General features: G+C 71.4%; 26 protein-coding genes and 1 pseudogene. 18 read left to right on the forward strand and 9 right to left on the reverse strand.

Annotation, left to right across the window (positions count from 1 at the left end; all coding sequences use genetic code 11):
- The first annotated feature begins 25 nt into the window (after positions 1-25).
- The 9 genes and pseudogenes from ligD to ACSMXV_RS34180 all read left to right on the forward strand — a co-directional run bounded on the left by ligD (position 26) and on the right by ACSMXV_RS34180 (position 5,605).
- Positions 26-997, forward strand: a complete 972-nt coding sequence (gene ligD, locus ACSMXV_RS34140; protein WP_473174973.1) for a non-homologous end-joining DNA ligase — start codon at positions 26-28, stop codon at positions 995-997.
- A gap of 72 nt (positions 998-1,069) precedes the next feature.
- Complete coding sequence (locus ACSMXV_RS34145) at positions 1,070-1,405, forward strand: gas vesicle protein GvpO (RefSeq protein ID WP_473174974.1); 336 nt, start codon at positions 1,070-1,072, stop codon at positions 1,403-1,405.
- 53 nt (positions 1,406-1,458) lie between these two features.
- Positions 1,459-1,920 (forward strand): gas vesicle structural protein GvpA, encoded by a 462-nt coding sequence (locus ACSMXV_RS34150; protein WP_473174975.1) that lies wholly within the window; start codon positions 1,459-1,461, stop codon positions 1,918-1,920.
- Positions 1,917-2,681, forward strand: a complete 765-nt coding sequence (locus ACSMXV_RS34155) for a GvpL/GvpF family gas vesicle protein (RefSeq protein WP_473174976.1) — start codon at positions 1,917-1,919, stop codon at positions 2,679-2,681. Before ACSMXV_RS34150 ends, ACSMXV_RS34155 begins: the two co-directional genes overlap by 4 nt.
- 131 nt (positions 2,682-2,812) lie before the next feature.
- The gene (locus ACSMXV_RS34160; protein WP_181657561.1) at positions 2,813-3,070 is read left to right on the forward strand and encodes a gas vesicle protein GvpG; all 258 of its coding nucleotides are present in this window, start codon (positions 2,813-2,815) and stop codon (positions 3,068-3,070) included.
- Between the two features lie 10 nt (positions 3,071-3,080).
- Positions 3,081-3,398, forward strand: a pseudogene (locus ACSMXV_RS34165) (gas vesicle protein); the annotation flags it as partial.
- 773 nt (positions 3,399-4,171) lie between these two features.
- A complete protein-coding gene (locus ACSMXV_RS34170; protein WP_473179153.1) occupies positions 4,172-5,011 on the forward strand; it encodes a GvpL/GvpF family gas vesicle protein in 840 nt (279 codons plus the stop codon).
- On the forward strand, positions 5,008-5,232 hold the full coding sequence (locus ACSMXV_RS34175; RefSeq protein WP_181657560.1) for a gas vesicle protein: 225 nt from the start codon (positions 5,008-5,010) through the stop codon (positions 5,230-5,232). Before ACSMXV_RS34170 ends, ACSMXV_RS34175 begins: the two co-directional genes overlap by 4 nt.
- A gap of 34 nt (positions 5,233-5,266) precedes the next feature.
- Complete coding sequence (locus ACSMXV_RS34180) at positions 5,267-5,605, forward strand: gas vesicle protein K (RefSeq protein ID WP_473174977.1); 339 nt, start codon at positions 5,267-5,269, stop codon at positions 5,603-5,605.
- Positions 5,606-5,686: 81 nt separating this feature from the next.
- Here ACSMXV_RS34180 and ACSMXV_RS34185 read toward each other — a convergent pair whose 3' ends face one another.
- The 3 genes from ACSMXV_RS34185 to ACSMXV_RS34195 form a co-directional block, all read right to left on the reverse strand.
- Positions 5,687-5,857: a hydrophobic protein gene (locus ACSMXV_RS34185; protein ID WP_473174978.1), complete on the reverse strand. Its 171-nt coding sequence runs from the start codon at positions 5,855-5,857 to the stop codon at positions 5,687-5,689.
- A gap of 135 nt (positions 5,858-5,992) precedes the next feature.
- Positions 5,993-6,802, reverse strand: coding sequence for a class I SAM-dependent methyltransferase (locus tag ACSMXV_RS34190; RefSeq protein ID WP_473174979.1), 810 nt, complete (start codon positions 6,800-6,802; stop codon positions 5,993-5,995).
- Positions 6,803-6,959: 157 nt separating this feature from the next.
- On the reverse strand, positions 6,960-8,687 hold the full coding sequence (locus ACSMXV_RS34195; protein ID WP_473174980.1) for a phosphatase PAP2 family protein: 1,728 nt from the start codon (positions 8,685-8,687) through the stop codon (positions 6,960-6,962).
- A 257-nt stretch (positions 8,688-8,944) separates the two neighbouring features.
- On the opposite strand from ACSMXV_RS34195, the gene ACSMXV_RS34200 reads away from it, so the two are divergent.
- Positions 8,945-10,564, forward strand: a complete 1,620-nt coding sequence (locus tag ACSMXV_RS34200) for an ATP-binding cassette domain-containing protein (protein WP_473174981.1) — start codon at positions 8,945-8,947, stop codon at positions 10,562-10,564.
- A gap of 5 nt (positions 10,565-10,569) precedes the next feature.
- Here ACSMXV_RS34200 and ACSMXV_RS34205 read toward each other — a convergent pair whose 3' ends face one another.
- Entirely contained in the window at positions 10,570-11,679 is a 1,110-nt protein-coding gene (locus tag ACSMXV_RS34205) for a baeRF2 domain-containing protein (protein ID WP_473174982.1), read from the reverse strand.
- A 57-nt stretch (positions 11,680-11,736) separates the two neighbouring features.
- Here ACSMXV_RS34205 and ACSMXV_RS34210 point away from each other — a divergent pair, with 57 nt between their 5' ends.
- Both ACSMXV_RS34210 and ACSMXV_RS34215 read left to right on the forward strand, forming a co-directional pair.
- Positions 11,737-12,000: a DUF6158 family protein gene (locus ACSMXV_RS34210; protein WP_473174983.1), complete on the forward strand. Its 264-nt coding sequence runs from the start codon at positions 11,737-11,739 to the stop codon at positions 11,998-12,000.
- Between the two features lie 5 nt (positions 12,001-12,005).
- Positions 12,006-12,596 (forward strand): TIGR03086 family metal-binding protein, encoded by a 591-nt coding sequence (locus ACSMXV_RS34215; protein ID WP_473174984.1) that lies wholly within the window; start codon positions 12,006-12,008, stop codon positions 12,594-12,596.
- An 88-nt stretch (positions 12,597-12,684) separates the two neighbouring features.
- On the opposite strand, the gene ACSMXV_RS34220 is transcribed toward ACSMXV_RS34215, so the two are convergent.
- Entirely contained in the window at positions 12,685-13,125 is a 441-nt protein-coding gene (locus ACSMXV_RS34220) for a CBS domain-containing protein (protein WP_473174985.1), read from the reverse strand.
- Positions 13,126-13,220: 95 nt separating this feature from the next.
- A complete protein-coding gene (locus tag ACSMXV_RS34225) occupies positions 13,221-13,625 on the reverse strand; it encodes a DUF2795 domain-containing protein (protein WP_473174986.1) in 405 nt (134 codons plus the stop codon).
- Positions 13,626-13,870: 245 nt separating this feature from the next.
- On the opposite strand from ACSMXV_RS34225, the gene ACSMXV_RS34230 reads away from it, so the two are divergent.
- On the forward strand, positions 13,871-14,008 hold the full coding sequence (locus ACSMXV_RS34230; protein WP_473174987.1) for a hypothetical protein: 138 nt from the start codon (positions 13,871-13,873) through the stop codon (positions 14,006-14,008).
- 145 nt (positions 14,009-14,153) lie between these two features.
- On the opposite strand, the gene ACSMXV_RS34235 is transcribed toward ACSMXV_RS34230, so the two are convergent.
- Positions 14,154-15,950 carry a thiamine pyrophosphate-requiring protein gene (locus ACSMXV_RS34235; RefSeq protein ID WP_473174988.1) on the reverse strand — a complete coding sequence of 599 codons (1,797 nt, stop codon included), beginning with the start codon at positions 15,948-15,950 and terminating at the stop codon, positions 14,154-14,156.
- 365 nt (positions 15,951-16,315) lie between these two features.
- Between ACSMXV_RS34235 and ACSMXV_RS34240 the strand changes: the two genes are divergently transcribed.
- The gene (locus ACSMXV_RS34240) at positions 16,316-17,113 is read left to right on the forward strand and encodes an RNA polymerase sigma factor SigF (RefSeq protein WP_473174989.1); all 798 of its coding nucleotides are present in this window, start codon (positions 16,316-16,318) and stop codon (positions 17,111-17,113) included.
- Positions 17,114-17,185: 72 nt separating this feature from the next.
- Here the strand turns inward: ACSMXV_RS34240 and ACSMXV_RS34245 are convergent, their stop codons facing one another.
- Complete coding sequence (locus tag ACSMXV_RS34245; RefSeq protein ID WP_473174990.1) at positions 17,186-18,331, reverse strand: PAS domain-containing protein; 1,146 nt, start codon at positions 18,329-18,331, stop codon at positions 17,186-17,188.
- 241 nt (positions 18,332-18,572) lie between these two features.
- On the opposite strand from ACSMXV_RS34245, the gene ACSMXV_RS34250 reads away from it, so the two are divergent.
- From ACSMXV_RS34250 to ACSMXV_RS34265, 4 genes are all read left to right on the forward strand, one after another.
- The gene (locus ACSMXV_RS34250) at positions 18,573-19,280 is read left to right on the forward strand and encodes an ANTAR domain-containing response regulator (protein ID WP_473174991.1); all 708 of its coding nucleotides are present in this window, start codon (positions 18,573-18,575) and stop codon (positions 19,278-19,280) included.
- A gap of 229 nt (positions 19,281-19,509) precedes the next feature.
- Entirely contained in the window at positions 19,510-20,487 is a 978-nt protein-coding gene (locus tag ACSMXV_RS34255) for a hypothetical protein (RefSeq protein ID WP_473174992.1), read from the forward strand.
- 365 nt (positions 20,488-20,852) lie between these two features.
- On the forward strand, positions 20,853-22,100 hold the full coding sequence (locus tag ACSMXV_RS34260; RefSeq protein WP_473174993.1) for an aminotransferase class I/II-fold pyridoxal phosphate-dependent enzyme: 1,248 nt from the start codon (positions 20,853-20,855) through the stop codon (positions 22,098-22,100).
- A 365-nt stretch (positions 22,101-22,465) separates the two neighbouring features.
- The gene (locus ACSMXV_RS34265; RefSeq protein ID WP_473179154.1) at positions 22,466-23,494 is read left to right on the forward strand and encodes an MBL fold metallo-hydrolase; all 1,029 of its coding nucleotides are present in this window, start codon (positions 22,466-22,468) and stop codon (positions 23,492-23,494) included.
- Positions 23,495-23,560: 66 nt separating this feature from the next.
- Here the strand turns inward: ACSMXV_RS34265 and ACSMXV_RS34270 are convergent, their stop codons facing one another.
- Complete coding sequence (locus ACSMXV_RS34270) at positions 23,561-24,178, reverse strand: DedA family protein (RefSeq protein ID WP_181863927.1); 618 nt, start codon at positions 24,176-24,178, stop codon at positions 23,561-23,563.
- Between the last annotated feature and the right edge of the window lie 328 nt (positions 24,179-24,506).

Consider the following 24,506-nt stretch of genomic DNA (forward strand, 5'->3'; position numbering starts at 1 on the left):
TCCCCGAACCCAGGGAGAGACTCCTGTGAGCGACACACGGGCGGGCCCCGCGCGTGCGGGCCGTACCCGCACCCTGCGCGCCGGCCGTCGCACCGTCGAACTGCATCGCCCGGACAAAGTGCTCTTCCCCGAAGACGGCTACACCAAAGGCGACCTCGTCGACTACTACCGTTCCGTCGCCTCGTTCATGCTCCCCCATCTGCGCGATCGTCCGCTGATGCTGGAGCGGCACCCGGACGGGATCGACGGGTTCCAGTTCATGCAGAAGGACACCCCGGACCACTACCCGGAGTGGATCAGGCGGATCGAGGTGCCCAAGGAGGGCGGCACCGTCACGCACACCGTGTGCCAGGACACGGCCACCCTGGTGTACCTCACCGATCAGGCCTGCATCACCCTGCACCGCTGGCAGTCCCGGGTGGGCCGTGTCGACCGGCCGGACCGCATGGTCTTCGACCTGGACCCTCCGCAGGACGACTTCGAGCCGGTACGCGAGGCAGCGCGGCTGCTCGGCGGGCTGCTCGACGAGCTGCGGCTGCCGTCCGCCCTGATGACCACGGGATCCCGTGGTCTGCACGTCGTCGTGCCGGTCGGCGGAGAGCATGACTTCGACGAGGTGCGCGCGTTCGCCAAGGACGTCGCCGACACCCTCACCGACGCACACCCGGACCGGCTCACCACCGCCGCCCGCAAGAAGGACCGCGGCGACCGGCTCTATCTCGATGTTCTGGGGGCACCTCCCACGCCCATTAGGCAGTGGGGGAGCAACGGCTACGCACAGACCGCTGTCGTGCCCTACACCGTCCGTGCCCGGCCCGGCGCACCCGTGGCCGTGCCCCTCGCCTGGAGTCAGCTCGACGATCCGGCCGTCGACGCCCGCCACTGGACGATCGAAGACGCCGTTGACCAGGCCCGCAGCGACCCGTGGGCCGGGCTGCCGCGGCGCGGACGTGCGCTCGGCCCGGCGCGGCGCAGGCTGGACGCGCACCGCGGCTGAGCACGCCGTCACGCCTTGACGCCGTCGGGGTTTGGACCATTGCCCACTGGCCACTCGACCGAGGAGGTGGCCATGGGGAACACACCGAACAGAGAACAGAGACAACAAAGAGAACAACCCGCAGCGGCGGACGACCTGCCGGGCCCGATGGCGGTGCTGCGCAACGCACGCGCCCAGCTGGAGGAGCTCACCGGTATGAGCGCCGAGTCCGTCTCGTCCTTCGAGCGGACCGACGACGGCTGGAAACTGGACGTCGAGGTACTCGAGCTCGAACGGGTGCCCGACACGATGAGTCTGATGGCGAGCTACGAGGTGGATCTCGATCCACAGGGCGAGCTCATCGGCTACCGGCGCGTCCGCCGCTACGAACGCGGGAGGGCCGACACACACCGGTCCGGCGGCCGCTAGGCGGCCGCTCATCCCGTGCCGATACCACAGACGGACAAGGAGGACCGGTCGTCATGACCGTAGTCCCGGCAGCACAGACCGGAGGCGGAGGCGGCACCAGCGGCCTGTACGACGTCTTGGAGCTCGTCCTCGACCGAGGACTCGTCATCGATGCCTTCGTACGGGTCTCTCTCGTCGGAATCGAAATTCTCAAGATCGATGTGAGGGTCGTCGTCGCCAGTGTCGACACCTATCTGCGCTTCGCCGAGGCCTGCAACCGGCTCGACCTCGAGGCCGGGAAGAAGGCCAGGCCCGGCCTGCCCGAGATGGTGGGCCAGGTCACCGAGTCCGGCGCGCGCCAGAAGACCAAGGGGGCGCTGTCCGGCGCCGCCCAGACCGTGCAGGACGCCATCGGTTCGGTCCGTGAGAAGGCCGAGCAGGCGACGGCCGGCAGCACACGCGGCAGCCGTTCGGAGAGCACGGGCAGGCGGGCGAAGGCGCAGGCTCGGGAGAACAGGGAGGAGGAGCAGGAGTGAGCACTTACGTTTATGGCATCGCTCGCCGTGCTCACAAGTCGTTGCCGGACGGCATGGAAGGCATCGGCGACCCGCCGCGCCCTGTGCGGATCGTCGCCGAGGGCGAGCTCGCCGCGATCGTCAGCGAGGCGCCCGAGGGGCTGCGGCCCAAACGGAGCGACCTGCTCGCCCACCAGAGGGTGCTGAGTGAGGCGGGCGCCGCCGGTCCGGTACTGCCCATGCGGTTCGGCAGCATCGCCCCCGACGACGAGGCGGTCCGTCACGTGCTGCAGGAGCGCGCCGGTCACTACGCGGAGCGGCTGAGGACCCTCGAGGGAAAGGTCGAGTACAACGTCAAGGCCGTGCACAACGAGGAGGCCGTGCTGCACCGCGTCATGGCGGAGAACCCGGAGATCCGCGCCATGACGGAGTCCAACCGCAAGGCAGGCGGCGGCAGTTACGAGGACCGGCTGCGCCTCGGTGAAATGGTGGTGGCCGCACTGCAGACGCGCGAGGCCGAGGACGCCGTCGAACTGCAGCACACACTGGAACCGGTCGCTGAAGCGGTCAGTGTGGGCCCGGAGTCGACGGGCTGGGTGGCGAATGTGTCGTTCCTGGTGAACCAGGACTCGGCCGAGCAGTTCCTCGCCGCCGTCGAGGAGGTGCGCAAGGCCCATCCGTATCTGGAGCTGCGGGTCAACGGTCCGCTGCCGCCGTACAGCTTCGTCGAGCCCGGGCCGTCCGAACCCGCCGAAGCCACGGCGTCCGCGAGCGCGGAGTGAGTCCGAGCCCATGAGCGCGGACGCGCGGACGGAGTGCGCCCGACGTCCGACGACCACGGCTTGACGTCCGACGACAACGGCTTGACGTTCAACGACAACGGCTTGACGTTCAACGACAACGGAGTGAGCGTATGGGACTGCTGAGCGAGGTCCTGCTGCTGCCCGCCGCCCCGGTGCGCGGCAGCATGTGGGTGATCAGACGGGTACTCGCCGAGGCCGAGCGGGTGTACTACGACCCGGCGGCGATACGCGGCGCACTCGCCCGCCTCGAGCAGAAGCTGGAGGCGGGCGAGATCGACGCCGACGAGTTCGACCGGCTCGAGGACGAGCTCCTCGACCGGCTCGAGCAGGCCCAGGCGTATCTGATGCAACGGCCCTTCGGAGAGTGAGCCGACGCACATGACGACAGCAAGCAGGCTTCCCGAGCCGTACGGGCAGGGCAGCGGGGCCAATCTGGCCGACATCCTTGAACGAGTGCTTGACAAGGGCATCGTGATCGCCGGCGACATCCGCATCAACCTGCTCGACATCGAGCTGCTCACCGTGAAGCTGCGTCTCGTCATCGCCTCGGTCGACAAGGCGAAGGAGATGGGCATCGACTGGTGGGAGTCCGATCCGGCGCTCTCGACCCGTGCCCGCCGCGACGAACTCGCCCGCGAGAACGCGGAGCTCCAGGCACGCGTGGAGGAACTCGAGGCGAGGCGTCGGCTCGAGGAGCTCCACGCGTACGAGGAGCCACGCAGGCCCGCGGAGATTCGCGGATACGAGGAGCGGCGCAGGGCCGAGGAGGTCCCCGAACACGAGGAGCGGCGTAGGACCGAGGAGGTTCCCGCATACGAGGACATCCCCGCATACGAGGACATCCCCGCATACGAGGACATCCCCGAGTACGAGGAGATTCGCGAGTACGAGGACCGCCGCCGGTCCGACGAGATGCCGGGGGCCGAGGAGATACGCCGGACCGGCGAGGCACGTCGGCGAGACGAGGGGCGCCGGACCAGCGAGGTACGCCGGACCGACGAGGAGCGCCGGACCGACGAAGGCCGCCGGACCGGCGAAGGCCGCCGGACCGGCGAGGTGCGCCGGACCGACGAGGGCCGCCGCGGTTCCGGCGAGCTTCGCCGGCCCGGTGAGGTACGCCGCTCCGGCGAAGGTCATCGGCCGGAGAAGGTCCGCAGGACGGGCGAGGGCCACCATCCGGGCGAGGCACGTCGGTCGGGCGAGGGCCGTCATCCGGACAGGCCTCGCCGGTCCGCCGCCGAGGGCCGGTCGGAGAAGGCGCACGCGGCCGACGAGGGGCGCCGGTCGGAGAAGCCACACCGGGCCGACGAGGGCCGCCGGTCCGAGAAGGTCCGTCGGTCCGAGGAGGTCCGTCGGTCCGATGAGGCTCGCGAGTCCGACGACGTTGACCACGTCGGCGAGGACCTCCAGGACGGCCAGGACAGCCAGGACGGTGAGAACGGCCAGGACGAGGAGAGGGGATGAGCGACATGAGCGGTCTGCGCTATGTGTACGCCGTCTGCCGGCCCTTCGATGCGCCTCTGCAGGCCGAGCTCACGGGAGTCGCGGGCAACCCCCCGAAGCTGCTGCGCCACGGTGACCTGGTCGCCGTCGTCAGCGCTGTACCGGAGGGCGACTTCGCCGAGGAGCCCCTGCGCAGGCATCTGGAGGACCTGGACTGGCTGTCCGACACCGCCCGCGCCCACGAGAAGGTGATCGCGGCGCTCACCACTGTGACGAGTCCGCTGCCGCTGCGGCTGGCCACCGTGTTCCGCGACGACAGCGGAGTACGCACCATGATGGAGGACGAGGGAGAACGCCTCCATGCCGCGCTGGAACGGATAGCCGGCCGCGTCGAGTGGGGCGTCAAGGTGTATGTGGACCCGGAGAAACCCGCGCCGCAGAGCCGGGCAGCCGAGCCGAAGGCGAAACCCGCGACCGGCCGCGACTATCTCCGCCGCAAGCGCGCGGAGCACGAACGGCAGGAGAACACCTGGGAACGCGGGGAGAATTTCGCCCGGCGACTGCACGAACACCTTTCCCGGCATGCGCAGGTGACACGACTGCACCCGCCCCAGAATCCAGTCCTTTCGCGTGCCCCGGGCCGCAATGTGCTCAATGCCGCGTACCTCGTCGACCGTTCCCATTCCGAGGAATTCGTCGAGCTGGTGGACCGCACGAAGGACGAGGAGCCGGGTCTGCGGGTCGAACTGACCGGGCCGTGGGCCGCGTACTCGTTCTCCAGTCTGGACGACTACGGGCAGGGGGCCGCCGAGGACGAGTACGACCAGGGCGCCCGTGGCGCGTACGAAGGGGAGGACCGTCGATGACCGTCGTCGAACGACGTGAGATCGCCCTCGTGGATCTCCTCGACCGGCTACTCGCCGGGGGTGTGGTCATCACCGGCGACATCACCCTGCGGATCGCTGACGTCGATCTCGTACGCATCGACCTGAACGCCCTCATCAGCTCGGTGAACAAGCAGGTGCCCTCGCCCTGGCCGGAGACGCTGCCCGAGGATCTGCCCCGGGCGCTGCCGGAGGTGTCCTGAAGTGACACACGACAGGCCTGAGGTGACACCAGAAGTGACACAGCACAGGACGCGCAAGGCGACGCAGAAAAGGACGCGCAAGGCAACGCAGAAAAGGACGCGCAACCGGCTCGACCTCGAGCCCGACACCGTTGAACGCGATCTCGTCAAACTCGTCCTGACGGTCGTCGAGTTGCTGCGCCAGCTGATGGAAAGGCAGGCGTTGCGCCGCGTCGACACCGGCGAGCTGAGCGAGGAGCAGGAGGAGCGGATCGGGCTGACCCTGATGCTGCTGGAAGAGCGTATGACCGAACTGCGCGAGCGGTACGGCCTGCGGCCCGAGGACCTCAACATCGACCTCGGGCCGCTGGGACCGCTGCTCCCGAGGGACTGATCGGGAGCTCGTCACGGATCTGCCTTCGTCACGGATATGCCTTCGTTACGGAATTGCCTTACTGGATTCCGTAACGGGTCTCTACCACCTGTACCAGCGGGACCTCGTTCCGGTGGCGGTGGTGCTCCGTGCCAGGAATCCGAGCAGCCAGATGACCAGGACCGCGAGTGCGATCCACCAGAGCACCTTGACCGCGAAACCGGCACCGAACAACACCAGCGCCAACAGCAGGACCAGCAGGATGGGAACCATAGTTTTCAACCTCCTGCCGAACGGGTTGCCCGCAGCGGCCCGCTTACACAGCGGCTGCCGTCTCTTTACGCCGCCTGTTTTCAAGGGCGTTCACTTTCACGGCGTTCGCTTCCGTGGCGTTCGCTTCCGCGGCGTTCACTTTCGACAGAGGATTTCTCCGTGCAGCACGGAGAACCAGGCGTCCTCCTGCCTCCCCCATTCCCGCCAGGCCTCCGAGACGGCGGTCAACTGCTCCGCTGTCGCGTGGCCGCCCGCCACCGCGCGGTCCGCATACGCCGAAGCCGCCGTACGGTCGGCCCACAGGCCGCTCCACCAGACGCGCTCCTCCGCCGTGGAGAAGCACCAGGTGGCCGACGTGGCGGTGATGTCCGTGAAACCGGCCTGCAGCGCCCAGGACTTGAGACGGCGTCCCGCGTCGGGCTCACCGCCGTTGACCCGCGCCACCCGCAGATACAGGTCCAGCCAGTCGTCCATTCCCTGAGACTGCGGATACCAGGTCATCGCCGAGTAGTCCGAGTCGCGTGCGGCGATGACGCCGCCCGGCTTGCAGACCCGGCGCATCTCCCGCAGTGCCTGTACCGGGTCGCCGACGTGCTGGAGCACCTGGTGCGCGTGGACGACGCAGAAGGAGTCGTCAGGGTAGTCCAGCGCATGGACGTCGGCGACGGTGAACTCGACGTTGTCCAGGCCCCGCTCGGCCGCCGTGGCGCGGGCCTGGTCCAGGATTCCCGGCGCATGGTCCACGCCCGTGACGTGCCCGTCCGGGACCAGCGCCGCCAGGTCGGCGGTGATGGTGCCGGGCCCGCATCCGATGTCCAGGATCCGCATATGGGGCTTGAGCGAACCGAGCAGATAAGCGGCCGAGTTGGCGGCGGTCCGCCAGGTGTGCGAGCGCAGCACGGACTCGTGGTGGCCGTGTGTGTAGACGGCGGTCTCCTTGGGCATGGCGTTCTCCCCTTCGCGTCGCTCGGTCCCTCGCGGGCCGGCCTCGTGGGAGCCCGCGCAAGGCGGACCCCGGCGAGGCTGCCACGCGGGGCGATGACGATCAGCGTACGCGGCGTCGCCGAATAATGAGACGGCTATCTCGCTATGTGGTCAGACGTCAGAGGCCGGTCCGGGGGGGCGGTCGATAGGTGATCAACGCCCCGGGAAGCTTGTCGATCGTCAACTCGCCGCCGATGGTGGTGAGTTCGCCGTCGTACGCCATGGGGGTGCCCTCGGTGATGCCGCTCACCCGGAGCCGGCGCAGCCGCACTGCCGCGTGGAAGGGGGAGCGCGTCAGCGGGCCGGCGAGCGCCGCGGCCAGCAGCCGCGGGCCCGGCCTGCGGCCGCCGTGCACCAGGCGCACGTCCAGCAGCCCGTCCGCGAGATCGAAGCGGCGGCCGGGGGCCAGGCCCGTACGGTGGTAGGTGCCGTTGCCCGCGAACAGCAGCCATAACGGCTGCTCGCGGATCGCGAACCCGGCCCGCAACGGATGCCGGTGCGCCTGCAGGACGCGTACCGTCGCGAACACACCGGCCGCCCATCCGCCGATGCGCGGGGCCCATCGCTCGCGCTCCCGGACGAGTTCGGCGTAGACCCCGAGGCTGAGCGTGTTGAGGAAGTAGCCCTCGCTGACCTCGGAGCCCCTGGTTCCGGAACCCTCGCTGCTGCCGGAAGCCGTGGTGGTGCCGGGTCCCCCGCTGCTGCCGGAAGCCGTGGTGGTGCCGGGTCCCCCGCCGGTGCCGGAAGCCTCGCCGACCCCGGAAGCCTCGCTGGTGCCCGCTCCCACGCCGGTGCCGGAGGCCTCGCTTGTGCCGGAGCCCTCGCCCTCGCTTCCCTCCGTCTCGTCTCCGACGCCGTCGCGTACGACGAACCGACCGACGTCGACCGCGATCGCCTCACCACGCTCCACGGCCTGGCACACGGTCCGTACGTCCTCGATGCCGATGTCCTGCGCGAAGTGGTTGAGCGTGCCGCCCGGGACCACCGCGAGGGGCAGTCCGTGGCGCAGCGCCACCCGCGCGGCCGCGTTCACGGTGCCGTCGCCGCCGCACACACCGAGGGCCAGAGCCCGGCGGGCCGCGCGCTCCAACTCGTCCTTGATGTCGGCCGGTTCGCGCTCCACGACCTCGGCGAGCGGCAGGGCGTCGTGCAGTGCGCGGATGCGTTCCGGCTGGCCCGCAGCCGTGTTCACCACGACGACCAGGCCCTGTCCTTGCGGCAGCGCGGGTGCTTCGGCGGCCGGGCGGGCAGCGGGCTGCAGCTGGTCGCGGGTCGGGACGAGGCCGCGTACCGCGAATGCCGCACCCGCCCCCAGCGCCGCACCGGCCAGCACATCGCTCGGGAAGTGCACCCCGGTGTAGACGCGGGAGAGGGCGACAGTGGCCGCGACCGGAGCGACGGCCGAGCCCCAGCGGCGCGACTCCAGGGCCACACCCGTGGCGAAGGCGGCGGCGGACGCCGAGTGGCCCGAGGGGAAGGACGTCGTGATCGGCTGCCGCTTCAGCTGCCGGGTCAGCGGCACCACGTCGAGGATGGGCCGGGCGCGGCGTATGGAACGCTTGCCGACGGTGTTGATGGTCGCGGAGGCGAGCGCCAGCGATGCCGTCCCGCGGAGCGCGGCCCGGCGGGCCCGTGGCGACCGGGTCGCGGCGATGGCCGCGGCCGTGCCGAACCACAGCAGTCCGTGGTTGGCGCTTCGGCTCAGCCGGGGCAGGAACGGGTCGGCGCCGGGCCAGTGCCGCGAGGCTGCCGCCTCGAAGAGGCGGCAGTCGAGGGCGACCAGCCGGCTGAGGACGGTGTGGCGCTGCTGGAACTCGGGGACGGTGAGGTCGACGTCGGTAGACATGCACCACGGGTACCCGCGTCGCCGGGACTGCCACCCGGCTGTGACACGGACCGCGCCCGGGACACCTGTGGCCTGGCACCCTCGGTGCCCGGGACACCTGTGGCCTGCCACCCTCGGCGCCCGTGACACTTCGCGACCCGTGACGCTTCGCGACCCGTGACGCCCGCGTCGTGCGGAGCCGCTGCGTTCGGCTTGCGTTCGGCGTTGGGCGAAAAGCCGTTGCCGATGCCCCTCGGGGCCCGTCACAATCCGCGACCATGGGGCATCTGGAAGCGGCGCATCTCGAGTACTACCTGCCGGACGGGAGGGCGTTGCTCGGCGATGTCTCGTTCAGGGTCGGCGAAGGGGCGGCGGTCGCCCTGGTGGGGCCGAACGGCGCGGGCAAGACGACCCTGCTGAGGCTGATCTCCGGCGAGCTCAAGCCGCACGGCGGCACCGTCACGGTCAGCGGCGGGCTCGGAGTGATGCCGCAGTTCGTGGGGTCGGTGCGCGATGCCACGACCGTGCGCGACCTGCTCGTTTCGGTGGCGCCGCCGCGTATCCGCGCGGCCGCCAAGGCCGTCGACGCAGCCGAGCACGCGATCATGACCGTGGACGACGAGGCCGCGCAGCTGCAGTACGCCCAGGCGCTCTCCGACTGGGCCGAGGTGCGGGGGTACGAGGCCGAGACGCTGTGGGACATCTGCACCACGGCCGCGCTCGGCGTCCCGTACGAGAAGGCGCAGTGGCGCGAGGTGCGCACGCTCAGCGGCGGCGAGCAGAAACGCCTCGTCCTGGAGGCGCTGCTGCGCGGCACCGACGAGGTGCTCCTGCTGGACGAGCCGGACAACTACCTCGACGTGCCCGGCAAACGCTGGCTCGAGGAACGGCTTCGCGAGACCCGCAAGACGGTGCTCTTCGTCTCGCACGACCGCGAACTCCTCGCCCGGGCTGCCGAGAAGATCGCAAGCGTGGAGCCGAGCCCGGCCGGCAGCGACGTCTGGGTGCACGGCGGCTCCTTCGCGACCTACCACGACGCGCGGCGCGAGCGGTTCGAGCGGTTCGAGGAGCTGCGGCGGCGCTGGGACGAGAAGCACGCACAGCTCAAGAAGCTCGTCCTGGACATGCAGCAGTACGCGAAGCGGAGCGACGAGATGGCTTCCCGCTACCAGGCGGCGAAGACGCGGCTGCGGAAGTTCGAGGAGGCGGGCCCACCGCCCGAGCCGCCGCGCAAGCAGGACATCACGATGCGCCTGCACGGCGGCCGCACCGGCGTACGCGCCGTCACCTGTAAGGGCCTGGAGCTCACAGGCCTGATGAAACCGTTCGACCTGGAGGTCTTCTACGGCGAGCGGGTCGCGGTGCTCGGTTCGAACGGCTCCGGCAAGTCCCACTTCCTGCGGCTTCTGGCCGGAGACGGCGTCCGCCATACGGGGGAGTGGAAGCTGGGGGCCCGTGTTGTGCCCGGGCACTTCGCGCAGACGCACGCCCACCCGGAACTGGAGGGGCGTACGCTGCTCGACATCCTGTGGCGCGAGCACGCCAAGGACCGGGGCGCCGCCATGTCACGGCTGCGCCGCTACGAGCTGACCGGGCAGGCGGAACAGCGCTTCGAGAGGCTGTCGGGCGGGCAGCAGGCCCGCTTCCAGATCCTGCTCCTCGAGCTCGCGGGCACGACGGCTCTCCTGCTTGACGAGCCGACGGACAACCTCGACCTGGAGTCGGCCGAAGCGCTTCAGGAGGGCCTTGAGGCGTACGAGGGGACGGTGCTCGCCGTGACCCACGACCGATGGTTCGCTCGTTCGTTCGACCGGTATCTGGTCTTCGGTAGCGATGGTCGTGTGCGCGAGACAGCGGAGCCCGTGTGGGACGAGAGGCGGGTGGAGCGCACCCGCTGACGTTGTCACCTCCAGCGCAGCAGCGCCCCCAGTCCGCCTGCCGGAGAGTCCAGTGGGCGGGCCGTCGAGAGGGAGCGGGCCTCGGCGTCCGTCGCCACCGCGGAACGCAGCAGAGCGTCGTCCGCGCGGGCCGGCTGAGGCTCCGGTTCACCCAGCGGCTCCTTGACCTCCGTACGGCGTACGGCCAGCTGGTCCGGGTCCGGGCCGACCCAGACCTCGCGCCGGGCGTCGGGCGCGCCCGGCCGGACCAGGAGTTCCGCGATGCGGTGCTCCCGGGCGGCCTCGATCAGCGCCGGCACCCCCTCCACCGCGCCGGTGCGGCCCTCCTCGTCCGGGGCGAGGGCGGCCAGGAACCGCTCCAGGTCCTCCGCCGCCCGGCGCCGCGCATGGTCGGCGCGGGCCTGATCGACCTCCTCGTCAAGCAGCCGGCTCGTCGCGCCGTGCGCTGCCTCCACCGTCTGGGGGTGCAACCGCTGCGGCAGCCGTTCGTGCACCGCACGCCGCTGGCGGTCGTCGCCCACCAGGATCAGCAGCTCGGCCCTGGTCTCCTCCTGGCACACGGTGAGCGCGTCGGCGATCTCCGCGGCGTTGTGCTCCCAGGTGTTCTCGACCCGCAGCTGGAAGTGGCGCTCGGACCAGTCCGAGGAGGCCGTACGGTGCACCGGCCACTGCCGTCCGGCCACCGCACCGGCGTCCTGGGTGCCCCGCGCGGCGCGCAGCTCGAAATCGGCGCCCCGCCGGTCGACGTACGCCACCAGGCACACCGGGTCCTCCCCGGCCAGCTCCAGCAGTGGCGCCGTGTGCGGCAAGGCTCCCCAGTGCACCTGGTCGCCGCCCGGCGCCACGGTCAGGGGCGGATCCAGGACGACGGTTCCGGCCGTGGCGAACAGGGCTCGCCCGAACGGCTCGGTGGAGTGCCGCAGGTCCTCCACCGCCGCGCGGACGGCTCGGCACGTGGCCTCGTCGGCCCCCTGCTCGGCCAGGGTGCGGGACACGGACAGGGCCTCGAGTGATCGCTCGTCGGGCGTGGACTCAGTGCGCCGCGAGGTGTCGGCGTACACGGAGGCCCACGGCCCGGGATGTTCGTAGAGTGGATTGAGGAACTCGAGATCCATGGCTTCCTCCCGGACGCCGTCCTGTGCCGTTCGTGGCGGTTCGGGTACCCGGTACGTATGGAACGACACGATGACGAATGGGGTGCCGACATGGATGGAGTCGACCCGGTCCGACTGGACGACCAGCAGCTCATGAAGGAGCTCGAGACGATCCACCGCACCCGTCACGACACGTTGCTGCACGGGTCCAACGACGCGCTGCGCGCCCACAACGAGCGCATGGCGCAGCTGGAGGGCGAGTACCTGCGCCGCCACCCGCGCAGGCCCGTGGCCCAGGGCCGTACCCGTGCGGGCGCGCGGGAGAGGGAATGCGGACGGTGACGGCGATGGCAGAGAAGGCGAGGGAAGAGAATCCGCTGCTCGCGCGGCACTCCGAAGCGCTGGATCTGTTCACGGAACGGGTGCGGGCCGTCCATTCGGACCAGTGGGACGCGCCGACTCCGTGCACCGAGTGGAACGTCCATGACCTGGTCAATCACGTGACCGCCGAGCAGCTGTGGGTGTCACCGCTGGTCGTGTACGGCGCGGCCATCGAGGCGCTGGGCGGCACCTTCGACGGCGACATGCTCGGCCACGAGCCTGTCGCGTCCTGGGAGCATGCGGCCGATGCGTCCCGAAGGGCCTTCCACACCCACGCCGCCCTCGACCGCATCGTCCATCTCTCGTACGGCGACACCCGCGCATCGAACTACTGCTCGCAGATGACCGCGGACCTTGTGGTGCACGCCTGGGATCTGTCACGCGCGATCGGGGCCGACGAGCGCCTTCCTGTGGAGCTGGTCAACTTCGCGGTCCGGGAAATCACGCCGTACGCCGCCGAGTTGGAGAAGAGCGGCCTGTTCGCCGCACCGGTGGAGGCGCCGGCGGGTGCGGATGTGCAGACCAAGCTGCTGTGCCTGCTGGGGCGGCGACCGTAAGGCCGCTCAGCCCCTGAGTCCGCTGTCTGCACTGTGTCTGCTGTCTGCCCTGCCGGGCGGTTTGCTCTCTGCCCTGCCGTGCGCCCGGTCAGGGGCGGGCCGTCGCGTGCGAACTGCCTGGCTCCGCGCGGCTGATGTCGGCGAGCGCGGAGGACGGGTCCTGCGCGACCGCGAGGTCCCCGAGGCTCACCATCCCCACGGGGCGGCCGTTATCGACGACCGGCAGCCGGCGCACGGCGTGGTCCCGCATCAGGTGCACGGCGGCCGACACCGCGTCGTCCGGCCCGATGACGACCGGGTTCGGGGTGCACACGGACTGGGCACTCACGGTCAGGGGGTCGGCTCCGTCGGCGACCGCACGCAAGGCGATGTCCCGGTCCGTGAGCACCCCTATGACGTTCTGGTCGTCGGCGACCAGGACATTGCCGATGTCCTGGGCCCGCATGAGCTGCGCGGCTTCGACGAGCGAGGCGTCCGGACGTACCGCGACGACGCCCGACGTCATGACTTCCCTCACGAAATCGGCCATGTCCTGGGCCCTTTCTGCGTTCCATCGCCTGCAGGGGTACGGTCACTTGACCGTGACCCCGCCCGCAGTACCCCTGTGGCGAGGCCTCATTCCTCCTACCGGCCTTGCGTCTGCCGCGGCTCCTCCTGCTCACGGACCAGGGCATGGGCGAGTTCCTGCACGGTTTGGTAGACGGTGCCCCGGCGGAGCCGCTCGACCGGCTCGATCAGCGCGTCGGGCGCGTGCCGCTTGCGCAGCGTGCGCGCAAGCTTGGCGGAGTCGGCCGGGAAGGCGGTGCGTCCCAGGTGCCGAGCGAGCTCGTAGCGCATGACCGCCACTGGCCCCGGTGAACGGCCCGGTGTCACCGGCCCGTTGACGACCTCCGGGTCGTCGTCGGCGGTCGGCTCCGGGTCGTGCCACTCCTCGGTCCGGGTGGGGTGGCCCGACCGGAGCCAGCCCTTCAGTTCGTGCTTCATCTCCTCGTCCTTGTGGACGCTGAGCCGGTCGCTGCCTCGCTGCATCTTTTTCCCTCCAGTCGCTCGGGGGAGTCGTCTACGAGTACCCGACCGACTCGCGTCGACACGCGCGCGGCCACGCGGCCGAAGTCGTCCCGGCATCCCCCGTGTCCGACTGGCTGGTTTCCGATTGCTGTTGTCTCCGACTGCGCTTGATTTCCACGGCTGTGGTTTGCCTTGCGGACACGGGGAGACCCGGTGCGGACACCCCCCGCGACCACCCTTGGGAACATCGGGGAAGGGACACGGCCATGATGGTGCTCGCAGTGATCATTCCGGTACTGATGCTCGGGGCGGTCCTGGCGCTCGGCCGGTACGAGGAATGGGTGCTGCCGCCCGCCGAGGACGCGGAGCAGCAACCTCAGGGCGCCGCCCTGCGACACACCTGAACACCGCGTGCGCTGTCCAGGCGTGCGCCCGCTGTGACGCACGTCCGCCGCCGCCCTGTGCGGGCGGCGGCGGACGCGGCAGGCCGACCCCCATCCCGGCAGGACAGCGGCGGCCCGGTGGGGATACGGCAGGGGCAGCAAGGGACTAGCGTTGCCTGCCGCTCCCCGTCAGGAACTCCTGCACCTTCGCCTTCAGCCCCTGCCGGAGTACCGACTTCCGCTCCGCGTCGCCCTTGAGCAGGGACTCGGCCGTCGCCTCCATCTGCTCCCACGTCGCATGCGGCGGAATCGGCGGCACCGACGGATCCGTGAGGAACTCGATCACCGCGGGCCCCTCGGCCTCCAGGCCCGCGCGCCAGCCCGCCTCGACGTCCTCGGGCTTCTCCACGCGCACGCCGGTCAGCCCGATCGACCGCGCGAACGCCGCGTACGGCACATCCGGCAGCTCCTGCGAGGGCAGGAACGACGGGGCGCCGCCCATGGCGCGCAGCTCCCACGTCACCTGGTTCAGGTCCCCGTTGTTCCAGACCCCGACGACCAGCCGCGGGTCCTCCCACTGATGCCGGTACTTGGCCGCGGTGATCAGTTCGGCCAGGCCGTTCATCTGCATCGCACCGTCCCCGACGAGCGCGAGCGCGGGCCGGTCCGGATGCGCGAACTTCGCGCCGATCGCATACGGCACCCCGCAGCCCATCGTCGCCAGCGTCCCGGAGAGCGACGACCGCATGTCACCCCGCATCGTCAGGTGCCGGGCGTACCAGTTGGCGACCGAACCGGAGTCGGACGTGATGATCGCGTCGTCCGGCAGCATCGGGTCCAGGGCCCGCGCCACGTACTCGGGGTTCACCGGGTCCGCCGACAGGCCCGCGCGCCGCTCCATCACCTCGCGCCACCGCGCGACACTCGCGCACAGCTCGTCGAACCACTCGCGCCCGCGGTCCCTGTCCAGCAGCGGAATCAGCCGCTGCAACGTGGCCTTCGCGTCGCCGACCAGATTCACCTCGTACGGATAGCGCATCCCGACCATGTGCGGATCGATGTCGATCTGCACCGCGCGGGCCTTGCCGAACTCCGGCAGGAACTGCGTGTAGGGGAAGGACGAGCCGATCGTCAGGAGGGTGTCGCAGTCGCGCATCATTTCGTACGAAGGGCGGGTGCCCAGCAGGCCGATCGCGCCCGTGACGTACGACAGTTCGTCGCTGAGTGCGTCCTTGCCGAGCAGCGCCTTCGCGACGCCCGCGCCGAGCAGCTCGGCGATCTCCTCGACCTCGGCCCGCGCACCCGCCGCGCCCTGGCCGATCAGGATCGCGGCCTTGTCGCCCGCGTTCAGCACCTCGGCGGCCCGCTCCAGCGACGTCTGGGACGGCACCGCCGTCCAGCCGCTGCGGTCGATGCTGGAGGGCACCATCTTGAACTCGTGTGTGGGCGGTGAGTAGTCCAGCTCCTGGACATCGCCCGGGATGATCACGGCGGTGGGGCAGCGGCGCGCGTACGCGGTGCGGATGGCCCTGTCCAGGACGTTCGGCAGCTGCTCGGGCACCGTCACCGTCTCCACGAAGTCGGAGGCGACGTCCTTGAAGAGCGTGTGCAGGTCGACCTCCTGCTGATAGGAGCCGCCCATCGCGGTGCGGTGGGTCTGCCCGACGATCGCCAGCACCGGCACATGGTCGAGCTTGGCGTCGTACAGGCCGTTGAGGAGGTGGATCGCGCCCGGTCCGGACGTGGCCGCGCACACCCCGAGCCGGTGGCCGAACTTCGCATAGCCGACCGCCTCGAACGCGGACATCTCCTCGTGCCGCGACTGGATGAAGCGCGGCTGATTCTCGGCCCGGCCCCAGGCGGCGAGCAGGCCGTTGATGCCGTCCCCGGGATAGCCGAAGACATGCTCCACACCCCATTCGCGCAGCCTGGCGAGGATGTGATCGGCGACCTTGGTGCTCATGAGGGGACCTCCCGGAACGGGGTGGGGACGGACGGTGACACCACGCACCGGGTCACCACGCCGCCTGCACGGAAACCTGGCCGGCACCTCGCCCGCGGCAGCGGCCGGGCAGCGGCCGGGCAGCGGCCGGGCAGCGGCCGGGCAACGACGCCCCCAGGCACCCCCGGCACATCGACAGCGAACCCGACGCCGCAGCCGGTGTTTGCGTCGCCCGCGTAGGGGCAGGCGCAGATCAGTGCTTCGGACCGGAGGCACGTCCGTGGGAGACGGAGTCATTCGCCCCGGGTGTGCCCGCGCGGCTCGAGTGCCCCTCCCACGGTGACCGGCCACATCGCAGGCACCCACACAAGGGAGCGCGACGCACCATGCGAACCCAGGCACAAGCGAAGAAGCAGCACCCGCACGACGACGCACCCGACACCTCTGAGGCCTTCCGCAAGCTCGCAGAGCTGCCCGACGGACCCGAGCGTGACGCACTGCGCCAGGGGATCGTCGAGGCCTGGCTCCCCATGTCCGAACGGCTCGCCGGACGGTTCCGCGGCCGCGGCGAGTCCCTGGAGGATCTGCGCCAAGTCGCCGCGCTCGGCCTCGTCAAGGCGGTCGACCGGTACGACCCGGCACGCGGTTCCGCGTTCGAGAGCTACGCCGTGCCCACCGTCACCGGTGAGATCAAGCGGCACTTCCGCGACCACATGTGGACCCTCCACGTTCCGCGCCGCGTCCAGGACCTGCGTAACCGGGTGCGCTTCGCCTGCCAGGACCTGTCCCAGTCCGTCTCCGGACGGATGCCCACCGTCGCCGAGATCGCCGAGCACGCCAACATGAGCCAGGAGGACGTGCTGGTCGGCCTGGAGGCGCTGGAGAGCTTCACCGCCCTGTCCCTGGACGCCGAACTGCCGGGCAGCGAGGACGGATACGCGCTGCGCGACGCGCTCGGCGCCCCGGATCCGGCGCTCGACGTGGTCATCGACCGCGAGGCCGTCAAGCCGCGTCTGCAGCAGCTGCCCGAGCGCGAGCGCACGATCCTCTACATGCGGTTCTTCGGCGACATGACGCAGAGCCGCATCGCCGAGCAGCTCGGCATCTCCCAGATGCACGTCTCCCGGCTGATCAGCCGCTGCTGCGAGAAGATGCGCGACCAGGTGCTGAGCGAGGCGGCGTAGCCGCCGGGTGGCTTCCTGCCGGTGGGCGGTTCGCCGACTGTCGGTCGGCGGGTCGGGCCGCGCGGCGCGTCGTCAGCCGCGGCGGCGCATCGCCAGGGCGATATGGCGCGACATCATGTCGATCGCCTTCGCCTCGGCCAGGGAGAACGCCAGCCGCGCACCCGTTCTAAAGAGCGTGAGGACCCCCTGCACCGCCCCGCCCGTACGGGCGGTCAGCGGGACGCACAGCAGCGAGGTCACATCCGCCCGTACGAGAACGGGGGCGCCGGTCTTGTCCACGCCGAAGCCCTCCGGGTCCTCCGGACGCACCTGCAGGGCCGTGGACCCGCCGCGTGCCGCCTCGACGACGAGGGGGCACGCGGCGGGGTCCTGTTCCGTGACGGCCGCGATGTCCGCGCCTGGCGGGCCCAGCACCGTCGTACGCGTCAGATGCGCGGCGCCCGAGTCGGCCACCACCCAGTCGGCGAACCGGCCGTGCAGAACCCGGGCCGCCCGCTCCAGCGCGTCGGCCGCGTCGCCGGGCGGCGCGGACAGCAAGGACGTGGCCATCGCGTCCACCAGGTCCATCAGCGCCGCGTGCCGCGTCGTCTCGGCGAGATCGGGCACCGCGCCCGGGCCCGGCGAGCTGTCGGGCATGGCCAGCCGGCTGCCGGCGCCGGGCTGCAGTACGACGAGGACCGCGGTACGCGGTTCCGAGCTCGGCCGCAGCGCGGTGAGCGACGCACGGACCGGTGCCGAAGGGCGCTGCTGCAGATGGACGGTCAGGCTCCGGTCACCGTCACCCCGCGCCACGGCCGCCACCTGGGACCGGAACGCGGCCCGGTCGGCGTGCGCGAGGAATCCGGTGAGAGGGCGCCCGGTCGCGTATCCCGCGCGGACACCGGTGAACCCGGTCGCCGCGAAGTTCAGCCGGCGTACGACCGTCTCCCTGTCCACAAGCGCGACCGGCAGCGGAAACCGCTGGAAGACCGCGCGCAGCAACTGCTGCTCCTGACGGTCGTTGGCCGGACGGGTGCCTGGGGAAGCGCCCCCAGAGGCGCCGGCGGTAAGCCGCTCGTACCACGGCCACAGCTGGTCGGCTACATGATCGAGCTCGAAAATCGCCGCGTCGAGAACCGGAGACAGCTCATCCGTCGGGACGGAGCGGGCCGCCTTCAGTTCCGCCACGCGGCGTACGAAATCCGCGAGCTCTTCACCGAACTCGTCCGTCTGCGCCATGCCATGAACGTATCCCGCCGAGACCGCGTGCGGGGAGGCGACAGAAATCCGGACCGTGCGTTTTTCGGTCGTTCGTCCGGGCAGCAGCAGCAAGAGCCGGCCAGCGGGCAGGAGAACAGCGAGCACCAGCAAGAGAGCACCAGCAAGAGAGCACCAGCGAAGCATCAGCAAGAGAGCACCAGCGAAGCACCAGCAAGAGTGCATCAGCACGAGAGCATCAGCAGGAGAGGAGGCCCACAGCATGCCGGAACCCGAATTCCTCGGACCGGAATCCCCCGAATCCGCCCTTCCCGGGCGAAGGCTCTCGGAACTCGCCGAACAGGCGGCCCGCTGTACCACCGCCTGCTGTGGCGCGGGTACGACGGCGTCGGACGGCGGCTCGGAGCGGCCCGCGGCGGTGACCCATCCCGATCTGGCCGGGCTCGTCTCCGTTCAGCTGCGTTCCGGTGAGGGGCCGATACCGGCGGCTGAGGAGCGCGGCGAGCCGGTGGGCGCCGAGGACCTGCTGAACGAACGCCGGTGGCCGGAGTACCGCGCCGTGGCCCTCGACTCGGGCGTGCGTGCCTGTGTCACGCTGCCCTTCCGCCGCCCCCGTCTCACCGTCACGCTCAGTCTGTACAGCTTCCGCCCCGGCGCCCTGGAAGGGGCCGCGCACGGGCCCGCCCAGGCACTCGGTGATCTCGCCGCCAGCTGCCTCGTACGCGACCGCTCCTACCGGGCGGCTCTCACTGAGGTCGACCACCTCGGCGCCGCCCTGCGTTCGCGCCCCCTGGTCGACCAGGCCTGCGGCATCGTCATGCACGTCCTGGGCTGCGACGCCGACGAGGCCTTCGCGATCCTCAAGCGGATCTCCCAGGCCACCAACCGCAAACTCTCCGATGTGGCGTCGGGCCTGGTGGACACGCGCGGCCGGGGACTCGAGAAGGAACTGATGTCGCTGGCGGGCTGACGGCGCCCCTGGTTCGGCGAGCTGACAACACCCTGGTCCCGGCCCTCCGGCCGGGGCCAGCCTGTGTCGGCTGTGCTTGCTGTGCCGGCTCTTTCGTCACACGGCTGGCTTCGTAGGTAGCGCGAATGGGGCACGGCCGCGCGCGCATCGCCGGTGGGCGGGCTCTGATGGGGGGTGCGGGGCACGGACCCGCCGTGCCCGCCGCGACGCCGGTCGAAGGAGTCCGCTCATGCGCACTGCCCGCGCCCTCGCCGCCACCGTCCTGGCCTCGGCCGCCGTGGCCGGCACCGCGCCCCTCGCCCACGCGGTGGGGACTGAGACGTACGGGGTTGACGCCGGGCCGTACGAGGCGGGTCCGGGGGAGGGGGACGCGTCGCGGGATCCCCGTGGGCAGGGCGAGCCGGAGGGGCCGGAAAGGTCCCGGGCTCCCGAGGCACGCGAATCCAGGGGCCCCGAGGAGCCCAAGGCGCCGAAGAATTCCGGTGGGGTGAAGGATCCCCAAGTCCAGGGCAACAAGGGGGAGTTGGGCTCTACCGAGGGCTTGGAACAGTACGACAGTCCGGTGGAGTCCGCGGGGCCGGTCGAGTCCGAGAGCGTGGACGAATACGAATACGACGGGGGCGGATCCGGGGACGAGGACGAGGACGCATACGGGAGCACAGACGAAACCGAGGGCACAGACGAAACCGAGGTCCCGGACGAGTACGAGGGTGCGGGCGAGTCCCAAGGCCCAGAGGAATACGACGAGGGCCGGAACGACCCCGCCGCGCCCAGGCAACCTGGTGGCGCCGCGAAGGAGCCTGGTGGCGGCAGAGATCCGGAGGCGTCCGAGAAACCTGGTGGCGGGAGAGATTCTGCGGCGCCCGACCAGCCCGTCGGCAAGGACCCCGGCGGCAGCTATCCCGGAGGCAAAGACCCAGGGGCCAAGGACCCAGGGGCCAAGGACCCAGGAGGCAAGGACCCCGGACGCGAGGAACCTGTCGGCAAGGATTCCGCGGGGCCTGAGGACCCCGACCCGGCCGGTCCCAGGAGCCCTGACGACGTGGGGAACGCCGACGGGAACATGCCGCGCGGCGTACACGCAGGGGACGGCGGTACCTTCGCCGGATCCCCAGCCGCGATGATCAGCGGTGGTGTGCTGATCGCGGGGGCCGTCGGTGCCGGTGTCTACAGGGTGTACCGCCGGGAGGGAAGCGAGTATCGCTGAAGCGCCCGGCGGCTGTCGGACGACCGGCGGTCGGACTCGCGGTACGCGCGCCTCGCACACCACCCGACAGTCGCGGTACGCAATCCGGCCCGCCTGTCGCGCAACGGCCACGGCGGCGTGCGGGAACGTCGAGGCGGCAGTCGCGGTGCCGGCCGTGTGAAGGCCTGCGGCACGTGCCGCGGAATTGGAGCAGCGGGACGCTGGGTACTGAGAGGCCATGAGGAGCCAACGGGGCGGTATGGACAAGTGTTCGGTTGCGTGCCGCGGCGGGCGTGCGGGCACGTGAGAACAGCCGTACGGACACCGAAGGCACGGGAACCGAACAGCAACCGGCAGGGACGACAGCGGGCGCGCGGAGGTAACGCATGCGGCGGACCGACCAAGGGGGGCACGGCCCCGTCCGGTACGGCCCGCCGATCACCGAGCAGGGGCTGCCGGTACTGCCTGAGCTGTCCGCGGTGCTGGCAGCGGCGGCGGGCGTCGGTCACGCGGAACCGACTGGTGGTGGCCCGGCCCTCCTGGACGCCGTCGGCGGCTACTGGCAGCGCCGCGGTCTGTCCTGCGACCCGGGCCATGTCGCTGCCGCTCCCGGCGCTCCCGCGCTGCTGCTCGCCCTGACCGGCGCGCTCGCCGGCGACGTGTTCCTGCCGCGTCCCTGCCCCGCCTGGTGGACGCCGACGGCGCGACTGCTCGGCAGATCGGTGTTCCACGTGCCGACGCCCGCCGAGTGCGGCGGCATCCCCGATCCGTACGCACTCCTGGAGACCGTACGCCGGGTCCGTGCCGAAGGCGGGAACCCGCGGGTGCTCGTGCTCGGCGTCGCGGACGACCCCACCGCGACCGTGCCGCCGCCGGAGGTGCTCCACGAGACGGTCGAGGCCGCCGCGGGCGAGGGCCTGCACATCGTCAGCGACGAGACGTGGCGCGACACGGTGCACCGGCCGCACGAGACCGTCGTCGTGAGCCCGGCCGACATGCTGCCCGGGCAGGTCACGGTCCTGTGCGACCTCTCCGGGGCCCTGCTGCCCGTCGGCTGGCCCGCTGCGATCGCCCGCTTCCCCGCCACGGACGACGGCTCGGACCTGCGGAACCGGGTGCTCGACGTGCTCACCGCGATCGGCGCCCACGTCGCCACGCCGACCGCCGCGGCCGCCGCGTACGCCCTCGGTGAGCCCGAGGCGGTCACGGCGCGTCTGGCCGCCGAGGTGCGGGTGCACGCGCGCGTGGCGGCCGCCGCGCACCAGGCCGTGCTGGCGGCGGGCGGACTGGCCCTGCCCCCGCAGGCCGGCCGCCATCTCTACGCCGACCTCGGGCCGCTGCGGTCCGCGCTCGCCGCGCGGGGCGTCAGCGACGCGCAGGAACTGGAGGACTTCCTCACCCGGCGCCTGGACCTGCCCGTACCCGGCGGCCACCGCTTCGGCGACCACATCGGAGAGCTGCGCATCCGGATGTCCACCGGGCCGTTGCTGGGCGCCACGGAAGAGGAGCGGGCCGAGTCGCTCACGGCAGCGGACCCGCTGGAATTGCCGTGTGTCGAGCGTGCGTTGAGCATGTTCGGATCGGTACTGGACGATCTCCGCGCCGACGCCCAGCGAATGGAGCCGCCTAGATGACGCAGCACCACCCGTCGACGACGCAGCAGACCGAGCAGACCGACGAGCCGTCAGGAGAGGGGGCCACCGGGACGGACGCCGCGCCGTCGGCACGGCGCTCGACCGGGGAGGGCGACGCCGCGCCGGGGGCGCCGGTCGGGGCACACGCAGGCGAGCGCGGTGCGTCCGCCGGGGCCGACTCGCTGGCGGAGTCCGCGGCGCCGGCCCGGCTCGACGCCGTCGAGGGGCTTGGCGCGCAAGGCGCATCCGTCACTCGCCCCGCCGTCGAGGGGCTTGGCGCGCAAGGCGCATCCGTCACTCGCCCCGCCGCCCTCGGGGAGGTCGACACGCCCGGGCAGCGCACCCCCCACGGTGACAGGGGGACCATCAGCCGCACCACTGCGCCCGGCCGACCCGCCGCGCCGGGGGCCCTCGCCCCGCCGGGCGCCCTCCCCTCGCCCCGGCCCCTCGGCGAGCTCCGCCTCTGGCCGAGATCCTTCGTCGACCGGCTGACCGCACCCCTGCCCGGGATCCGGGCCTTCGCGCGGTTCGCTCGGGAAGGGGCGCTCCGGCCCCGGCCCGAAGACCTCCTCGACATTCCGCGGCTGCCGTTCGAGCCCGGGCCGCTGCCCGTCGTCGACTCCCGCACCGTCGCCCTCACCTGGGCCGGTCACGCCAGCTGGGTGGTCCGTATCGGCGGGCTCACCGTGCTCACCGACCCCGTCTGGTCCCGCAAGATCCTCGGCACGCCGGCCCGTATGACCCCGGTGGGCGTCGCGTGGGGCGCCCTGCCGGCCGTCGACGCGGTCGTCATCAGCCACAATCACTACGACCATCTGGACGCTCCCACCCTCGCCCGGCTTCCGCGCGACACCCCGCTGTTCGTGCCGGCCGGGCTCGCCCGCTGGTTCCGGCGGCGTCGCTTCAGGCGGGTCACGGAGCTCGACTGGTGGGAGGCCGCGGAGCTGGGCGGAGTGCGATTCGACTTCGTCCCTGCCCACCACTGGTCCAAGCGCCGCCTCAACGACACCTGCCGCTCCCTCTGGGGCGGCTGGGTGCTCACCGATCCGGCCGGGCAGCGCGTCTACTTCGCCGGGGACACCGGCTACGGCCACTGGTTCTCGCGTATCGGCCGCCGCTACCCGGGCATCGACCTCGCGCTGCTGCCGATCGGTGCGTACGACCCCCGGTGGTGGCTCAGGGACGTCCACTGCAATCCGGAGGAAGCGGTTCAGGCGGCCCGGGATCTCGGTGCGCGCCGCATGGTGCCCATGCACTGGGCGACGTTCCTGCTCTCGGCCGAACCCGTCATGGAACCCCTGACGCGCGTACGGACCGCCTGGGAGAAGGCGGGCCTCCCGCGCGAAGACCTGTGGGATATGCCGGTCGGAGGGTCACGGGTGCTCGAGGTGTGACCTCGCGCAGCCGGTCCAGCCGGTCGAACGGTCCGGCCGGTCGGTCGGTCCGGTCGATCCGGCCGGCTAGGCCGTCGACCCGCGCAGGCGCCGCCACACCGACGGTGCCATGCTGATCAGCAGTGTCAGCGCCACCGCCGCCGCGACACCCTCCCACGGCTCCGGGAACAGGGATCCGCCGAGGATGCCGATGAGCTGGTACGTCGCCGTCCAGGCGAGGCATGCCGGCACATTGCCATGCGCGAACCGGCGCAGCGGCATCTTCGCCAGCAGACAGGCCAGCATCACCGGGAGCCTGCCCGCGGGCACCAGCCGGGACAGGACGAGCACCATCACCCCGTGGTCGTCCAGCTTCCGCTGCGCCTGTGCCAGCCGGTCCTCGGGGGCGCGGCTGCGGATCGCCTCAAGCCAGCGCGAACCGTTCTTCGACCGCATCCCGCGCCGCCCCAGCCAGTACAGCGTCACATCGCCGAGGAACGCGGCCAGCGCCGCCACGACGAAGACCAGCAGCAGCGAGAACGGCGCCGTCTGGTGGAACGCCACCACTGCCGCCGAGCTGACGAGCGCCCCGGTCGGCACGACGGGCACCAGCGCGCCGATCAGCACCAGAAGGAACAGCGACGGGTATCCGACCGCCTGCTGCGTGGTTTCCGGCGGCACCGCCGCCGCTGCCCACTGCGGCAGCTGGGCCGCGGACGGAGCCGCGGACGCGAGGGCGACCGCTCCGGGGAACACGCGGCTCACCTGGCCCCGCCCTCCGGTCCCTCGCCGGCCCGGTCACGTGACGACGTATGGCCGGTCCGGTCACCTGGCGAGGCGTTGTCGGCCCGGCTGCATGACGAGGCGCCGCCGGTCCGGCTGTGAGGCGACGTATCGCCGCTCGGGCCGGGCGACGACCTCTCGCCGGCTCTGTTGCGTGACGAGGCGTCGCCGGCCCCGCTGTGCGACGGCCCCTCGCCGGCCCGGTCACGCGACGAGTCGTCGTCGCGTTCTCGGCGCGCCGCCGCCGGAC

This window comes from Streptomyces sp. DSM 42067 (assembly GCF_055792885.1).

Coding starts and splice junctions, on each gene's coding strand:
- ACSMXV_RS34145 (WP_473174974.1), top strand. CDS start 1,070: ATGGGGAACACACCGAACAGAGAACAGAGACAACAAAGAGAACAACCC.
- ACSMXV_RS34150 (WP_473174975.1), top strand. CDS start 1,459: ATGACCGTAGTCCCGGCAGCACAGACCGGAGGCGGAGGCGGCACCAGC.
- ACSMXV_RS34160 (WP_181657561.1), top strand. CDS start 2,813: ATGGGACTGCTGAGCGAGGTCCTGCTGCTGCCCGCCGCCCCGGTGCGC.
- ACSMXV_RS34170 (WP_473179153.1), top strand. CDS start 4,172: ATGAGCGGTCTGCGCTATGTGTACGCCGTCTGCCGGCCCTTCGATGCG.
- ACSMXV_RS34175 (WP_181657560.1), top strand. CDS start 5,008: ATGACCGTCGTCGAACGACGTGAGATCGCCCTCGTGGATCTCCTCGAC.
- ACSMXV_RS34185 (WP_473174978.1), bottom strand. CDS start 5,857: ATGGTTCCCATCCTGCTGGTCCTGCTGTTGGCGCTGGTGTTGTTCGGT.
- ACSMXV_RS34190 (WP_473174979.1), bottom strand. CDS start 6,802: ATGCCCAAGGAGACCGCCGTCTACACACACGGCCACCACGAGTCCGTG.
- ACSMXV_RS34195 (WP_473174980.1), bottom strand. CDS start 8,687: ATGTCTACCGACGTCGACCTCACCGTCCCCGAGTTCCAGCAGCGCCAC.
- ACSMXV_RS34200 (WP_473174981.1), top strand. CDS start 8,945: ATGGGGCATCTGGAAGCGGCGCATCTCGAGTACTACCTGCCGGACGGG.
- ACSMXV_RS34205 (WP_473174982.1), bottom strand. CDS start 11,679: ATGGATCTCGAGTTCCTCAATCCACTCTACGAACATCCCGGGCCGTGG.
- ACSMXV_RS34210 (WP_473174983.1), top strand. CDS start 11,737: ATGGAACGACACGATGACGAATGGGGTGCCGACATGGATGGAGTCGAC.
- ACSMXV_RS34215 (WP_473174984.1), top strand. CDS start 12,006: ATGGCAGAGAAGGCGAGGGAAGAGAATCCGCTGCTCGCGCGGCACTCC.
- ACSMXV_RS34220 (WP_473174985.1), bottom strand. CDS start 13,125: ATGGCCGATTTCGTGAGGGAAGTCATGACGTCGGGCGTCGTCGCGGTA.
- ACSMXV_RS34225 (WP_473174986.1), bottom strand. CDS start 13,625: ATGCAGCGAGGCAGCGACCGGCTCAGCGTCCACAAGGACGAGGAGATG.
- ACSMXV_RS34230 (WP_473174987.1), top strand. CDS start 13,871: ATGATGGTGCTCGCAGTGATCATTCCGGTACTGATGCTCGGGGCGGTC.
- ACSMXV_RS34235 (WP_473174988.1), bottom strand. CDS start 15,950: ATGAGCACCAAGGTCGCCGATCACATCCTCGCCAGGCTGCGCGAATGG.
- ACSMXV_RS34240 (WP_473174989.1), top strand. CDS start 16,316: ATGCGAACCCAGGCACAAGCGAAGAAGCAGCACCCGCACGACGACGCA.
- ACSMXV_RS34245 (WP_473174990.1), bottom strand. CDS start 18,331: ATGGCGCAGACGGACGAGTTCGGTGAAGAGCTCGCGGATTTCGTACGC.
- ACSMXV_RS34250 (WP_473174991.1), top strand. CDS start 18,573: ATGCCGGAACCCGAATTCCTCGGACCGGAATCCCCCGAATCCGCCCTT.
- ACSMXV_RS34255 (WP_473174992.1), top strand. CDS start 19,510: ATGCGCACTGCCCGCGCCCTCGCCGCCACCGTCCTGGCCTCGGCCGCC.
- ACSMXV_RS34260 (WP_473174993.1), top strand. CDS start 20,853: ATGCGGCGGACCGACCAAGGGGGGCACGGCCCCGTCCGGTACGGCCCG.